This window comes from Streptomyces sp. NRRL S-455, assembly GCF_000717875.1.
Classification (GTDB): Bacteria; Actinomycetota; Actinomycetes; order Streptomycetales; family Streptomycetaceae; genus Streptomyces.
The window spans coordinates 802,913-817,553 of record NZ_JOCT01000004.1; the positions used below are offsets into that span (position 1 = coordinate 802,913).

At 70.6% G+C, this 14,641-nt stretch carries 13 protein-coding genes; 6 read left to right on the forward strand and 7 right to left on the reverse strand.

Annotated features, from left to right (window positions below):
• Positions 1-141 precede the first annotated feature (141 nt).
• From IE97_RS0109405 to IE97_RS0109415, 3 genes are all read left to right on the forward strand, one after another.
• On the forward strand, positions 142-996 hold the full coding sequence (locus IE97_RS0109405) for a hypothetical protein (protein ID WP_030234641.1): 855 nt from the start codon (positions 142-144) through the stop codon (positions 994-996).
• A 119-nt stretch (positions 997-1,115) separates the two neighbouring features.
• Positions 1,116-2,018, forward strand: a complete 903-nt coding sequence (locus tag IE97_RS0109410) for a DUF3558 family protein (protein WP_030234645.1) — start codon at positions 1,116-1,118, stop codon at positions 2,016-2,018.
• Positions 2,019-2,107: 89 nt separating this feature from the next.
• On the forward strand, positions 2,108-3,385 hold the full coding sequence (locus tag IE97_RS0109415) for a DUF2637 domain-containing protein (protein ID WP_030234649.1): 1,278 nt from the start codon (positions 2,108-2,110) through the stop codon (positions 3,383-3,385).
• A 57-nt stretch (positions 3,386-3,442) separates the two neighbouring features.
• Here the strand turns inward: IE97_RS0109415 and lysS are convergent, their stop codons facing one another.
• On the reverse strand, positions 3,443-5,188 hold the full coding sequence (gene lysS, locus IE97_RS0109420) for a lysine--tRNA ligase (protein ID WP_030234655.1): 1,746 nt from the start codon (positions 5,186-5,188) through the stop codon (positions 3,443-3,445).
• A 149-nt stretch (positions 5,189-5,337) separates the two neighbouring features.
• Here lysS and argS point away from each other — a divergent pair, with 149 nt between their 5' ends.
• A complete protein-coding gene (gene argS / locus IE97_RS0109425) occupies positions 5,338-7,101 on the forward strand; it encodes an arginine--tRNA ligase (protein WP_030234659.1) in 1,764 nt (587 codons plus the stop codon).
• A gap of 64 nt (positions 7,102-7,165) precedes the next feature.
• Here argS and IE97_RS0109430 read toward each other — a convergent pair whose 3' ends face one another.
• The 4 genes from IE97_RS0109430 to IE97_RS0109445 all read right to left on the reverse strand — a co-directional run bounded on the left by IE97_RS0109430 (position 7,166) and on the right by IE97_RS0109445 (position 10,838).
• The gene (locus IE97_RS0109430; protein ID WP_030234663.1) at positions 7,166-7,690 is read right to left on the reverse strand and encodes a DinB family protein; all 525 of its coding nucleotides are present in this window, start codon (positions 7,688-7,690) and stop codon (positions 7,166-7,168) included.
• 25 nt (positions 7,691-7,715) lie between these two features.
• A complete protein-coding gene (locus IE97_RS0109435) occupies positions 7,716-8,555 on the reverse strand; it encodes an arylamine N-acetyltransferase family protein (RefSeq protein WP_030234666.1) in 840 nt (279 codons plus the stop codon).
• Between the two features lie 71 nt (positions 8,556-8,626).
• Complete coding sequence (locus IE97_RS0109440) at positions 8,627-9,835, reverse strand: PLP-dependent aminotransferase family protein (RefSeq protein WP_030234670.1); 1,209 nt, start codon at positions 9,833-9,835, stop codon at positions 8,627-8,629.
• Positions 9,836-9,935: 100 nt separating this feature from the next.
• Positions 9,936-10,838: an SAM-dependent methyltransferase gene (locus IE97_RS0109445; protein WP_030234675.1), complete on the reverse strand. Its 903-nt coding sequence runs from the start codon at positions 10,836-10,838 to the stop codon at positions 9,936-9,938.
• A gap of 84 nt (positions 10,839-10,922) precedes the next feature.
• Between IE97_RS0109445 and IE97_RS0109450 the strand changes: the two genes are divergently transcribed.
• The gene (locus tag IE97_RS0109450; RefSeq protein WP_030234678.1) at positions 10,923-11,279 is read left to right on the forward strand and encodes a hypothetical protein; all 357 of its coding nucleotides are present in this window, start codon (positions 10,923-10,925) and stop codon (positions 11,277-11,279) included.
• A gap of 1 nt (position 11,280) precedes the next feature.
• On the opposite strand, the gene IE97_RS0109455 is transcribed toward IE97_RS0109450, so the two are convergent.
• Positions 11,281-12,639: a helix-turn-helix domain-containing protein gene (locus IE97_RS0109455; RefSeq protein ID WP_030234683.1), complete on the reverse strand. Its 1,359-nt coding sequence runs from the start codon at positions 12,637-12,639 to the stop codon at positions 11,281-11,283.
• A 239-nt stretch (positions 12,640-12,878) separates the two neighbouring features.
• Between IE97_RS0109455 and IE97_RS0109460 the strand changes: the two genes are divergently transcribed.
• Entirely contained in the window at positions 12,879-13,598 is a 720-nt protein-coding gene (locus IE97_RS0109460; RefSeq protein ID WP_030234686.1) for a DUF4232 domain-containing protein, read from the forward strand.
• A 26-nt stretch (positions 13,599-13,624) separates the two neighbouring features.
• On the opposite strand, the gene hemB is transcribed toward IE97_RS0109460, so the two are convergent.
• Positions 13,625-14,623: a porphobilinogen synthase gene (gene hemB / locus IE97_RS0109465; RefSeq protein ID WP_030234690.1), complete on the reverse strand. Its 999-nt coding sequence runs from the start codon at positions 14,621-14,623 to the stop codon at positions 13,625-13,627.
• Positions 14,624-14,641 lie beyond the last annotated feature (18 nt).

A 14,641-nucleotide genomic window follows, 5' to 3' on the forward strand; every position in this document is an offset into this window, starting at 1 on the left:
AGTCTTCAAGAGCAAATACCGGAGCCAAGGTCGACGAAAGGGAATCCGGACCGGCGTCCACGGCAGTGCGTGCGATACACATTGTGTTCATCGGCCGCCCCGCGGCGGCAAGCCAATATCCGTGCCGAGAGGAGCCTCCACGTGCAACGGAAGGCGTACGCACCCGGTATCGCCGCGCTCCTCGCCGTCCTGCTGGCCGGCTGCACCAGCAGTTCGGACGACGGCGGCCCGACGGACGACTCCAACCCGGGCGACACGGGCACGGCTTCGGCCGCCGCCGAGCCCGGCCGCTACCGCACGCTCCCCGAGCCCTGCACCGCGGTCGGCCACGGCACGCTCGACGAACTCCTGCCCGGCATCCGGCAGATCAGCGACGCGGAACAGCGCGAGAAGGCGTACGAGGGCGAGGCGACGGTCACGTTCGACACCGACCGCAAGGTCGGCTGCCAGTGGAAGGTCGACGGACAGCAGGCCACCGACCATCTGCTCGTCGACTTCGAACGGGTCGTCTCCTACGACGGCACGGCCGGCGACGACCGCCAGGCCGAGCAGCTCTTCGCGGAGAAGGAGGCGGCAGCCCACCTCCCCGAGCCGACCGCCACCGAGTCCGCCGCCACCGAGTCCGCCGTCTCCGAGTCCCCCGCGGCCGGCAGCACCCCGGCCGGCGGTTCCTCCGCCGCCCCGAGCGGCTCCCCCGCGGCGGTCTCCTCCGGCACCGGGTCACCCTCACCGTCCACGTCCGCCACGCCGACCGAACTCCAGCCCCGTGTCCTGGAGGAGCTCGGTGACGAGGCCTTCCTCGACGACGAGCTGAGCAGCTCCGGTTCGACCGCCAAGCAGCGGACGGTGACTGTGGCGTTCCGCACGTCCAACGTCATCGTGACGATCGAGTACGCGGAGCAGCCGACGACCGTCGGTGTCATCCCGGACAGCAAGGAATTGCAGGACAGGGCCCAGAAACTGGCCTCCCTGCTGGCGGATTCGCTGGGCGACTGAGCCCCCTTCACGCCCCCTTCACCCAACCCCGCAAAGCACCCGAAGGAAGAACACACCGCTGCCTCACCGCGTACGGTGACCACTCGGACCCCGTTCCGACCGCAGGAACCACGAGCGTCATGAGTGAAGGAACCATGCAGCGACGAGCACAGCGAGAAGAGCGAGACCAGCGAGCGAAGCGCCTCAACCGCGTCCTTGTCTGCGCGGCCGCCGTCCCCGTGATGCTGGTCGCCGCCGGCTGCTCCTCGGACTCCGGCTCCGGGGAGAGCACGGACAAGGCGGCCAACGCGGCGGCCTCGGCGTCCGCGAGCCCGTCGCCGACCGTGCAGGCGGCGGCGTACGGCAAGCTTCCGGAGCCCTGCAAGGCGCTCTCGAAGAAGACGCTCGAGGACTTGGTCCCGGAGAGCAAGTCCGGCAAGGAGGGCAAGTCGGACGACATCTCGACTCGCGCCGGCTGCTCCTGGAACAGCCTCGACAACAACGGCGTCAAGGGCTCGCAGTTCCGCTGGCTGAACGTGTCGATGCTGCGCTTCGAGTCGGACGTGACGCGCGGCCCGGCCGACAAGCAGGCCCAGGAGTTCTACGCGAAGCAGGTCCAGGAAGCCCAGGCCGTGGAGGGCGCCAAGAGCTCCAAGTCGGAGCCGGTGTCCGGGACGGGCGACCAGGCGACGGCCGTGCGCTACGACCTGAAGAAGAAGGAAGGCACCTTCAAGCAGCAGACGGTCGTGGCGCGCGTGGAGAACGTCGTCGTCACGCTCGACTACAACGGCGCGGGTCTGGCCGGCGACAAGACCCCGAGCGCCGACGACCTGATGAAGGACGCGAAGAAGGCCGCCAAGGAGGCGGTGGCTGCGGTGTCCGAGGCGAACGGCGCGGGCGGCAAGGCCGGCGGCGAACCGTCCAAGGCCCCGTCGGGGTCCCCGTCCAAGTCCGCGTCGAAGGCTCCGTCCAAGGACGCGTCGGGCGATCCCTCGGAGGGCGCCTCGCAGTCGGCGTCCAAGGAGCCCGCGGCGAAGAGCTGAACGTTCCCGCCCGGATCCGGCCACCTGCCCTCCGCACATATGTGCCACCCTGTTGCGCGCAACAGCACGCAAGAGGAGGGGAGTGACGGGTGGCCGCGCCACTGCAGCTGACTCGGATGCACCGCGTTCTCATCGGCGTGGTCGTGGCCGGAGCCGTGATCATCGCCGGTATCGGCTTCGCCGGTTCGTACGCGGCGGTCCGCGAGTTGGCCCTGAAGAAGGGCTTCGGGAACTTCTCCTACGTCTTCCCGATCGGCATCGACGCGGGCATCTGCGTCCTGCTGGCCCTGGATCTGCTCCTCACCTGGATCAGGATCCCCTTCCCCCTCCTCCGGCAAACCGCCTGGCTCCTGACGGCGGCGACGATCGCCTTCAACGGCGCGGCGGCCTGGCCGGATCCGCTCGGTGTCGGCATGCACGGGGTCATCCCCATCCTGTTCGTGGTCGCGGTGGAGGCGGCCCGCCACGCCATCGGCCGGATCGCGGACATCACGGCGGACAAGCACATGGAGGGCGTCCGCCTCACCCGCTGGCTGCTCTCCCCGGTTCCGACGTTCCTCCTCTGGCGCCGCATGAAGCTCTGGGAACTCCGCTCCTACGACCAGGTCATCAAGCTGGAGCAGGAACGTCTCGTCTACCAGGCGCGGCTACGCAGCCGCTTCGGCCGGGCGTGGCGCAGGAAGGCGCCGGTGGAGTCGCTGATGCCGCTGCGGCTGGCCAAGTACGGCGTCCCCTTGGCGCAGACGGCCCCGGCCGGCCTGGCGGCGGCGGGCATAGAGCCCGCGCTGATTCCCCCACCGCCGCAAGCGGACCCCGCCGCGGACAGTCGCGCCGCTGGGGCGGCACGGGTCGGCGCGGCGGCACCTCCCAGCGAGCAGCGCCCGCAGCTCGAGAGCAACCACAACGCCGAGCGACCAGACCACGAGCCGGAACCAGACCAGAGCCCTTGGTTCAACACCCAGCGCGAGGTGGAGTACCAGGGCGGCTACGACCCGGCCTACGACCCCGAGCGGTACGCCCAGTGGATTGCCGAGGAGCAGCAGGCCGAGCAGTACCTCGACCAGCCACAGGAGTCCCCCTCCCCGGAGGACACCGGCAGCTTCCCCATCCCGGTCGGCCCCAACCGCACCCGTGAACTGGGCGACGGCGGCGGCATTCCGCCGGCCCCCGAGCCGGACGAGGAGGCGTACTACCAAGTCTTCCGTGAGTCGATAAAGAGCGGGAACGGGGCGCCCACCCCACGCGGCTTCATCGCCGACGTCGAGGCGACGTACGGCGTCGCCCTGGACGAGGCCGAGTCCAAGCGCATGGTGAATCGCTTCTCCAACCGCCTCAACGCAGAGCTGGCGGAAGAGCACATCGCCTGACCCGCACCAGGAAAAGGGGGCCCTCGAACGAGGGCCCCCTTTTCCTGCCGACGGCGACTACTCCCCGAGCAGCGCCCGCACCCGCTCCTGCCCCACCGCGAGCAGCAGCGTGGGCAGCCGCGGCCCGGTGTCCCGCCCCACCAGCAGGTGGTACAGCAGAGCGAAGAAGGACCGCTGGGCCGTCTTGATCTCCGGCGGCAGCTCCTTCGGCGTCGCGTCGGCGGAGAACCCGGCCTGCACCTTCGGCACGCCGTACACCAGGTGCGTCAGCCCGTCCAGCGACCAGTGCTCGGCGAGCCCGTCCAGCAGCAGCCGGAGCGACTGGAGCCCCTGCTCGTCGAGCGACTTCAGCAGCTCGGCGTCGGGCTCGTCCCGCACGATGGTCCGCTGGTCGGCGGGTACGTGCGTGTTGATCCAGGCCTCGGCCTTGTCGTAGCGCGGCCGGGCCTCGTCGAGCGAGGTGAGCGGCTGCTCGGGGTCCAGTTCGCTGAGGATACGCAGCGCCTGGTCCTCGTGCCCGGCGGTGATGTCCGCGACGGACGCCAGCGTCCGGTACGGCAGCGGCCGGGCCGTCCGCGGCAGCTCGCCCGCGGCCGTACGCACGGCGCGGGAGTACGCGGCCACGTCGGCCGGCAGCGCGCTGCCGTCGGCGACCTTGGCGTCCAGCCGGTCCCACTCGTCGTAGAGCCGCTGGATCTCCTGGTCGAAGGCGACCTTGAAGGACTGGTTGGGCCTGCGCCGGGCGTACAGCCAGCGCAGCAGCTGCGGCTCCATGATCTTCAGGGCGTCGGCGGGCGTGGGCACCCCGCCACGGGACGAGGACATCTTCGCCATGCCGGAGATGCCGACGAACGCGTACATCGGGCCGATCGGCTGCTTCCCGCCGAAGATCCCGACGATCTGCCCGCCGACCTGGAACGACGACCCGGGGGACGAGTGGTCGACACCGCTCGGCTCGAACACGACACCCTCGTACGCCCACCGCATCGGCCAGTCGACCTTCCAGACCAGCTTGCCGCGGTTGAACTCGTTCAGCCGGACCGTCTCCGAGAAGCCGCACGCGGTGCAGGCGTACGTCAGCTCGGTGGAGTCGTCGTCGTAGGACGTGACGGTGGTGAGGTCCTTCTCGCAGTTGCCGCAGTACGGCTTGTACGGGAAGTACCCGGCGGAGCCGGAGCTGCCGTCGTCCTCGCCGGCCGCGCCGGAGCCCTCGGCGGCTTCCAGCTCGGCCTCGTCGACCGGCTTCTGGCCCTGCTGCTTCTTGGCGGGGGCCTTCTTCGTGCGGTACTGGGCGAGGATCGCGTCGATGTCGCCGCGGTGCTTCATGGCGTGCAGGATCTGCTCGCGGTACACGCCGGAGGTGTACTGCGCGGTCTGGCTGATCCCGTCGAACTCCACGCCCAGCTCGGCCAGCGACTCGATCATCGCGGCCTTGAAGTGCTCGGCCCAGTTCGGGTGCGAGGAGCCCTTCGGCGCCGGGACGGAGGTGAGCGGCTTGCCGATGTGCTCGGCCCAGGACTCGTCGACGCCCGCGATACCGGCGGGCACCTTGCGGTAGCGGTCGTAGTCGTCCCAGGAGATCAGGTGCCGCACCTGGTACCCCCGGCGGCGGATCTCGTCGGCGACGAGGTGCGGGGTCATGACCTCGCGGAGGTTCCCGAGGTGGATGGGCCCGGACGGTGAGAGCCCGGACGCGACGACGACGGGTTTGCCCGGGGCCCGACGCTCCGACTCCTCGATGACCTCATCCGCGAAACGGGAGACCCAGTCGGTGGTCTCGGTGCTCTGAGCCACGATCGGCACGTCCTTCTTTCTCCATCGGGCAGCCGGTACGGTCGCACGGCTGACCGCAACATTGTCCCAGACCCGGTTGCGCCCGGAAAAACGGCTTTACCCGCATGGAATACTGGCCGTGTCTATCGATTCCCTCGAGGAGAACGGCACCCTTACCTATGGCCTCGGTCACGTCCCTCAGCGACTCCGTCCACCAGCGCCTCGCGGCGGCCCTGTCGGCGGCTGTGCCGCAGGCCGGCTCCGCGGACCCGCTGCTGCGACGAAGCGACCGGGCGGACTTCCAGGCCAACGGGATCCTGGCCCTCGCGAAGAAGGAGAAGGCGAACCCGCGGGAGCTGGCGACGCAGGTCGTCTCCCAGGTCGAGTCGGGTGAGGTGATCAAGGAGGTCGAGGTCTCCGGCCCCGGCTTCCTGAACATCACGGTCACCGACCGTGCGATCACCCAGAACCTCGCCGCGCGCTACGCGGACGACACCGGCCGCCTCGGTGTGCCGCACGCCGAGCGGCCGGGCACCACGGTCATCGACTACGCCCAGCCGAACGTGGCGAAGGAGATGCACGTGGGTCACCTGCGCTCCGCGGTGATCGGCGACTCGGTGGCGCAGCTGCTGGAGTTCACCGGCGAGAACGTGGTCCGGCGGCACCACATCGGCGACTGGGGCACCCAGTTCGGCATGCTCATCCAGTACCTGGAGGAGCACCCGCACGAGCTGGACCACAAGGCCGACGAGACCTCCGGCGAAGAGGCGATGTCGAATCTCGACCGCCTCTACAAGGCCGCCCGCAAGCTCTTCGACGCCGACGAGGAGTTCAAGACGCGCGCCCGGCGCCGGGTGGTCGACCTCCAGGCGGGCGACCCGCAGACCCTCGCCATGTGGCAGAAGTTCGTCGACGAGTCGAAGATCTACTTCTTCTCCGTCTTCGAGAAGCTGGACATGGAGATCCGCGACCCCGACATCGTCGGCGAGTCCGGCTACAACGACATGCTCGCGGAGACCTGCCGCCTGCTGGAGGAGTCGGGCGTCGCGGTCCGCTCCGAGGGCGCGCTGTGCGTCTTCTTCGACGACATCAAGGGCCCGGACGGCAACCCGGTCCCGCTGATCGTGCAGAAGTCGGACGGCGGCTACGGCTACGCGGCGACCGACCTGTCGGCGATCCGCGACCGCGTCTTCAACCTGAAGGCGAACACGCTCCTCTACGTCGTCGACGCCCGCCAGTCGCTGCACTTCAAGATGGTCTTCGAGACGGCCCGCCGCGCCGGCTGGCTGAACGAGGACGTGCACGCGGTCCAGCTCGCCTTCGGGACGGTCCTCGGCAAGGACGGCAAGCCGTTCAAGACCCGTGAGGGCGAGACGGTCCGCCTGGTCGACCTCCTCGACGAGGCGATCGACCGCGCGTCGGCGGTGGTCCGGGAGAAGGCCCAGGACCTCTCCGAGGAGGAGATCGCCGAGCGGGGCACCCAGGTGGGTGTCGGCGCGGTGAAGTACGCGGACCTGTCGACGTCGGCGAACCGCGACTACAAGTTCGACCTGGACCAGATGGTCTCGCTGAACGGCGACACCTCCGTCTACCTCCAGTACGCCTACGCCCGTATCCAGTCCATCCTGCGCAAGGCCGGCGAGGCCCGCCCGGCCGCGCACCCGGAGCTGGAGCTGCACGAGGCGGAGCGCGCGCTGGGGCTGCACGTGGACTCGTTCGCGGCGACGGTCGCCGAGGCGGCGGCGGAGTACGCCCCGCACAAGCTGGCGGCGTACCTGTACCAGCTGGCGTCGCTCTACACGACGTTCTACGACAAGTGCCCGGTGCTGAAGGCCGAGACGCCCGAGCAGATCGAGAACCGCCTGTTCCTCTGCGACATCACGGCCCGCACGCTCCACCGGGGCATGGGCCTGCTGGGGATTCGGACGCCTGAGCGACTCTGAGCCCGGCATGCGCTGACAGGCCGAGGGCGGCACCTCCCCCGTGGAGTGCCGCCCTCGGCCGGGTTCAGCGGCGGGCCGTGGTGTTCGCCCCGTCCAGCGCCTCCCGGATGATGTCCGCGTGCCCGGCGTGCTGGGCCGTCTCCCTGATCATGTGCAGCAGGATCTGCCGTGCCGACCAGTACTCGGGCTCCGGCGGAGACCACGGAGTCCTCGGCAGGGGCACCCTGACGTCCAGGTCCGGGAGTGCCGCCACGGCCTCCTCGGTCGCCCGCGCGGCCTGCGCGTACCGCTCCAGCAGCCCGGCGAGGGTGTCGCCCTCGCCCATGCGGTACTGCTCCATGTCGAGCATGCCGTCGGGCAGCTCACCGTCGCCCCTGACCATGATCTGTGTCCACGTCCGCTCCCCCTGGGCGAGATGCCTCACGATCCCGCCCAGGGTCAGCTCGCTCACCGTCGTACGCCGCGCGGCCTGTGTGTCGTCGAGCCCTTGCACGGTGATCAGCAGCAGTTCCCGCTGCTCCGCGAGTGCCCGTGACAGTTCCCTCTTCTCCGTGGAAGTAGTCGTGGAAGGAGTCGTGGAAGGAGTCATGGCACGACCGTAGGGAGCATGTAGGTCAGATGCTGTCCGCGATCAGCGTCATCCCTTCCGGTGCGCTGATCCCGAACTCCTCGTCCAGCAGCCGCCGTACCTCCGCCTCACCGGTCACCTCCCGCTCCGTGACCGTGCCGTCGGCTCGCGTCTCGATGAGGAGCCGGCCGTCGAGCAGCAGATGCCGGTCGGCGTCGACGTGCTGGACGTAGAGGCGCTGGGTGAACGGTGAGCGTGGATTCGTGCCGACGTGCCAGTTGATGACGTCGAAGTCGGGCTTCTCGAAGGGCTCCAGGGTGAAGGCGTACTGCGGGGTCCAGTCGTCCTTGTGCTGGTCGTGGGCCTCGAGCACCCACATCCGAAGCGGACCGTCGTGCGGCGCGTGCACCAGGCGGTGCCGCCGCCCGGCGCCGTCGAACACGACGTCGGCCACCAGCGGCACCGGCTGAAGCAGCGCCCCGACGGCCCCGAAGCCGACGTCCGCCAGGTACGGCCGGGGGTCGCCGGGGACCTCGACCTGCAGTGCCATGTGGGTGCGCGGCCGGCTCGCGAAGCTGTCCGCGCCCAGGACGACCCGCGCGTTCAGCCGCGTCACCCGGAAGCCCAGCGCCTCCAGGGCGCAGGCGAACAGCGTGTTGTGCTCGTAGCAGTAGCCGCCGCGCCGGCTCTGCACCAGCTTGGCACCGATGTCGGCGGGGTCGAGGGAGGGGGCCGTACGGCGCAGCGCGTCCAGGTTCTCGAACGGGATGGCCCGCATGTGCGCCAGGTGCACACCGCGCAGGGTCGCCGGGACCGCCCGGCGCTCCCCCTCCCATCCGATCCGGTGAAGGTACGCGTCGAGGTCGAATCGCGAGGAGTCGGACATGCCGTCACCGTAGCCACCCACGGCCGACCCGTCGGCGGTCCACAGCACGAACTGCCGCTCCGTCTCTGGGCTTAGGCCCGCAGCCCCTCCCCCAGCCTCCGTAGCCCGTCCCCGATCTCCTGCGGCGTCTGCGTCACGAAGCACAGCCGCAGGGTCGTGCGGTCGGGTGGGCCGGCGTGGAAGGGGGCGCCGGGAACGTATGCCACGTTCTGCCGCAGGACCCGCGGCAGCAGGGCCGTCGTGTCGTACGGCTCCGGCAGGCGGGCCCAGAGGAACATGCCGCCCTCGGGCCGGTTCCAGACCGATCCCTCGGGCAGCGCCCCGGGCAGTCCGGCAAGCATGGCGTCCCGACGCTCGCGGTACACGCCGGCGACGCGTGCGACATGGGCGTCCAGGTCGTTGTCGGCCAGGTACCGGGCCGCGGCGAGCTGGTTGACGGTCGGGGTGTGCAGGTCGGCGGCCTGCTTGGCGACGGCACAGGCGTGCCGCAGGTCCCCGGGCGCGCGCAGCCAGCCCAGGCGCAGTCCGGGCGCCATGACCTTGGAGAAGCTGCCGAGCAGCACCGTCCGGTCCTCGGCTCCGGGGTGGGCGGCGATCCAGGGCACGCGTTCTCCCTCGTAGCGGAGTTCCCCGTAGGGGTCGTCCTCGACGATCCACAGCCCGCGCCGGGCGGCGATCGCGGCCACGGCGGCGCGCCGCCCGGCGGGCAGTGTGCGGCCGGTGGGGTTCTGGAAGGTGGGCACGGTGTAGAGCAGCTTGGGCCGCTCGCGCACCACGAGTTCCTCCAGCGCCTCGGGGTCGACGCCGTGGTCGTCGCCGGGCACGGCCAGGACCCTGGCTCCGGCGAAGCCGAAGGCCTGAAGCGCCGCCAGATAGCAGGGGTTCTCCACGAGGACGGTGTCCCCGGGTTCGAGCAGGGCGGTGGCCAGGAGGGAGAGGGCCTGCTGGGAGCCGGTGGTGACGAGCAGATCGTCGGGGCCGGTCGGCAGGCCACGCGCGGTGGTGCGGGCGGCGAGCGCGGCCCGCAGCGGGGGCTCGCCCTCGGTCATGGAGTACTGCAGCGCCCGCGCGGGTGAGGCGGCGAGCACGGCGTGGTACGCGGCCGTGATGCCTTCCGTGTCGAACAGCTCCGGCGCCGGCAGCCCGCCCGCGAAGTTGATCACCTCGGGGCGGGCGGTGACGGCGAGGATGTCCCGCACGGGGGAGCCGCCGACGCCCAGGGCCCGCGCGGCCAGGGGTGGTACGGGGGAACGGACGGACGCGGACTCGGCGACGGTCATGACACGGCTCCTTCGGCTGCGGTGAGGCTGGTGACCCGCACCCTAGAGAAATACGTGCCATCTACAAGAAGATTTCCGGGATCCGGACGAGCAGGGGTGTTCAGCCCTTCGCGCCGATCGCGGCGTAGACGTTGATGTCCGCGTCCGTCACGTCGTTGATGTCGCGGTAGCGCACCTTCTCGATGTCGTCGAGCCCGGCGAGGAAGGACGCGTCCGGCTGCTCGGGGACGGGCGCGGCGTGGTCGGGCCGCCAGCGGTGCGCGGGGACGACGCCCGGGTCGGCGAGCTCCAGCCGGTTCTCCGTGAAGAACCGCTCGACATCGGCCCGGGACCGCAGCACGAAGGTGAACCCCCGCTCCGTGTAGGTCCGCTGGACGGCCCGGATGTTCTCCGGGTTGAGGTCCTCGGTGAGGTGACTGAGCACCAGCCGGCTGCCGACGGGCAGCGCGTCGAGCAGCTCGCGCACCAGCGGATACGCCTCGTCGTCCGCCACGAAGTGCAGGACGGCGACCATGCACAGCGCGACCGGCTGGTCGAAGTCCAGTGTCTTCGCGGCCTGTTCGAGGATGCGGCCAGGTTCCCGCAGATCGGCGTCGATGTAGTCCGTGCGCCCCTCGGGCCCGCTGGTCAGCAGGGCCCGCGCGTGCGCCAGCACGACCGGGTCGTTGTCGACGTACACGACCCGTGACGTGGGCGCGATCCGCTGGGCGATCTGGTGCACGTTCTCGGCGGTCGGCAGCCCGGTCCCGATGTCGAGGAACTGCCGGATCCCGTCCTGTTCCACGAGTCCGGTGACCGCGCGCCGCAGGAAGTCGCGGTTGTGCCGTACGTCGAGGTACCCGCGCGGGTTGGCGGCGAGCGCTGCGGCGGCCGCTTCCCGGTCGGCGGGGTAGTGGTCCTTGCCGCCGAGGAAGACGTCGTAGACCCGGGCCGGGTGCGCCTTGCTGCTGTCGATCCTCCTCTGCAGCTCGGAAGGATCCTGGCTGAGGGCGTCAGCGGTCATGGACGTCTCCTGAGAGGTAGGTGGTTCAATTGGCAACCACACGTCGGTCAACAACCTAACGCCTCAGGTGATTTGATGGTGCCCATGCGCACCGACCGGCCGGCGACGACGACCCTCTGGCGCCCGACCGGCCCCAAGGAACTGGACCTGGTGCGGCAACTCGACTGGCGCGCCTGGCCGCCCCGGCTCCCCGAGCAGCCGATCTTCTACCCGGTTCTCAACGAGGACTACGCCGTGAGAATCGCGCGCGACTGGAACGTCAAGCACGACGGCGCCGGCTTCGTCACCCGCTTCGAGGTCGCGTCCGACTTCCTCCGCCGGTACCCGGTCCAGCAGGCCGGCGGAGAGACGATCCTCGAACTGTGGGTCCCGGCCGAGGAGCTCGACGAGTTCAACGCCCACATCATCGGCAGGATCGAGCTGGTGCGCGAGTTCCGCTGAGTCAGTCGGTGGTCCCGGCCTCGACCCACTTCTCGCCGCCCAGCGGGAACTCGTACGCCGGGCGCCCGTTGTTCCCGCTGGTACGGAAGGGCCGGCCCCGGTCGTCCACGGTCAGCGTGCCCTCGCGGCTGCCGCTGGACCAGCTCAGCTCCAGGTACCAGCTGACGTCGTACGCGGACGCGTCGGCCCGGATGTAGTACACCTCCGGGTCGGACTCACTCACCTTGAACGGGAAGTCGCGATGCCCGGCCTCGGGGACGACGGCGGGCCGCGCGGCATCGAGGGCGACCGTGAAGGAGCGCTCGGGGACGTCGCCGCCGCAGCCGACACCCGGGTAGCCCATGGCGTAGTCGTTCCATGCGAGGGGCGCCCGCTTGCCGGCCATACGGACCGTCAGCCGGTCGATCACCACCGTCTCCTTGCCGGTGCCCTGCACGGTGAGCTTCAGGTACTGCTCCCCGGACGGAACGGCCCCCATCGCCGCCACCCAGGCGGGCGCGTCCTGCTCCAGCGGCGGCGGCCCGACCTGACCCGGCGGCCGGTTCACCAGGTAGTGCTGGGAGCAGGGGCCTTCCCAGGCGTGCGGGCTGGTGTTCACGGTGAGGGGGGCGGGTCCGGAGGCCTCGGTCGTGTCCCGGCGGGGGCGATCGGTGCCGGTGCCGGTGTCAGTGCCGGCGGCAGGGGCGGACGATGCGGGGGCTTTGGAGGGGGCGTCCTTCCCCTCGCTCTCGCTCTCGTCCTTGTCCTTGTCGCTGTCCTTGTTCTCGCCCTTGCCGGTGCGGGAGGAGGGGCTGCCCGACGGCAACACGGAGGCGGCCGTTCCGCCGTCCGGCAGACGCCCTTCGTCGGACACCGCCGCCGAACCGCCACGCCCGGCCTCGTCGCCCCCGCCCGAGGGCACGGCCACGGCGAGGCCGACCCCGCCCAGGACCACGGCGACGGCGACACCGGCGAGCAGCGTACGCCGCGGCCGGCGCGGACGGTGGCCCGAGGCCCCCTCCGGAACACCCACCTCAAGTTCTTCCGAACGACCCTCCTCCGAAGCCGCCTCCACCTCGGGCACGACCTCGCGCACCACCTCCGGCACCGGAGCGACAGCGCCCTTGCGCCCCCTCTCGGCATCCGCGAGCACCCACCGCCGATGCAACTCGACGAGCTCCTCGGGCGACGCCTTGCACAGCCGGGCGAGCCTCTCCACCGGCGCGTAATCGGTCGGTACGGCGTCCCCGTTGCAGTACCGGTGCAGCGTCGACGTACTCATGTGGAGCCGCTTGGCGAGCACCCCGTAGCTCAGCCCGGAGCGCTCCTTCAACTCCCCCAGCAGCGCGGCGAAGTCAGCCGCGGCCGTGCCTTCCGACACCCGTTCCTCCATCCCCCGTGCGCCCCACCGTCCCATTCCCCCGTTCCAGGGGAGGGGCGTTTCCCCTGGTCACGTCCTGTGCGGGCGTTCCAGCGTCCCTGATCGTCCGCCGGCCGTGGCGGCCGGGACGGATCACCGCACAAGCTCAGGTCATCCAAGCACGCCGCTCCCGGCACGCCGGTGGCGCGGCTCGCTGGGGCCCGTATGCCAACGACGTTTGTCCGAAAGGAAACCCACTCATGCGCAAGCTCCACGCCCTCCCCGTCGCCCTGCTGGCCACCCTCGCCCTCACGGCGTGCCAGGACGGCACGAGCACGAAGGACGAGGGTGCCGCGAAGCCCCAGCTGACGTCATCGGCGAAGGCGACCCCCACGGCCACCGCGACCACCGCGACCACCGCGGCCACCGGCGCCAAGGACAAGAGCTCGGGGACGGCCGCCAACGCGAAGAACGGAACCTCAGTGGCCGCCACCAACGCGAAGGGCCAGAAGTCCAAAGCCGCCAAGCCCACCGGCCCCGCCGACCCGGCCAACCGCGTCTCCTGCAACGGCTCCAACACCACCGTCACGGCCCAGCCGGTCCCCCGGCCCCTCAACCACATGCTGATCACGGTCAGGAACACCGGCTCGAAGTACTGCGACCTGACGTACTTCCCGGTGCTCCGTTTCGACGAGATGCAGTGGGTCCCGCAGCCGATCGAGGACTCGAAGCCGCAGGCCGTGACGACCCTGGCGCCGGGCGAGTCCGGCTACGCGGGCGTGGTGCTGTCGGCGGCCGACGGCAGCGGCGAGCACGGCAGGACCAGCCACCAGCTCACGGTCGGCTTCCAGGGCCGCACGCCGAACAGCAGCGGCGGCCCCTCGGCGACCCCGAAGCTGCCCGCCGCGGGCGTGTACTACGACAGCTCGCTGGCGGTCACCTACTGGCTGCGGGACATGGACCAGGCCCTCTCCTACTGAGGTCCTGCTGATGTCCTGCTGAGGTCCTACTGACGGTTCAGCTTCTGGGCCACCTCGGTGGCCCAGTAGGTGAGGATGTTCCGGGCCCCGGCCCGCCGGATGCCGGTCAGGGCCTCCATGATCGCGCGGTCCCGGTCGATCCAGCCCTTCTCGGCGGCGGCCTCGATCATCGAGTACTCACCGGAGATCTGATAGGCGGCGACGGGCACGTCCACGGCGTCGGCGACCCGGGCGAGGATGTCCAGGTAGGGGCCGGCGGGCTTGACCATCACCATGTCGGCGCCCTCCTCGAGATCGAGGGCGAGCTCCCGCAGGGACTCCCGCACGTTCGCCGGATCCTGCTGGTACGTCTTACGGTCCCCCTGCAGGGACGAGGCGACGGCCTCCCGGAAGGGGCCGTAGAAGGCCGAGGCGTACTTCGCGGTGTAGGCGAGGATGGCGACATCCTCCCGCCCGATCTGGTCGAGGGCGTCCCGGATGACCCCGACCTGCCCGTCCATCATCCCGCTGGGGCCCACCACATGGGCCCCGGCATCGGCCTGCACCTGGGCCATCTCGGCGTACCGCTCCAGGGTCGCGTCGTTGTCGACCCGCCCCTGGTCGTCCAGCACGCCGCAGTGCCCGTGGTCGGTGGTCTCGTCGAGGCACAGATCGGACATGACGAGGAGTTCGTCACCGACCTCGGCCCGCACGTCCCGCAGGGCGACCTGCAGGATCCCGTCCGGATCGGTCCCCGGCGTCCCGAGCGCGTCCTTCTTCGACTCCTCCGGCACGCCGAACAGCATGATCCCGGAGACACCGGCCGCGACCGCCTCCGCGGCGGCCTTCTTCAAGCTGTCCCGGGTGTGCTGCACGACCCCCGGCATGGCGGCGATCGGCACGGGTTCGTCGACGCCCTCACGCACGAAGGCCGGAAGGATGAGGTCGGCGGGGTGCAGCCTGGTCTCGGCGACCATCCGACGCATGACGGGGTTACTCCGCAAACGCCGCGGCCGCGTACCGGGAAAAGATCCGTACGTCGTCATGCCCCCTACGCTACGCCC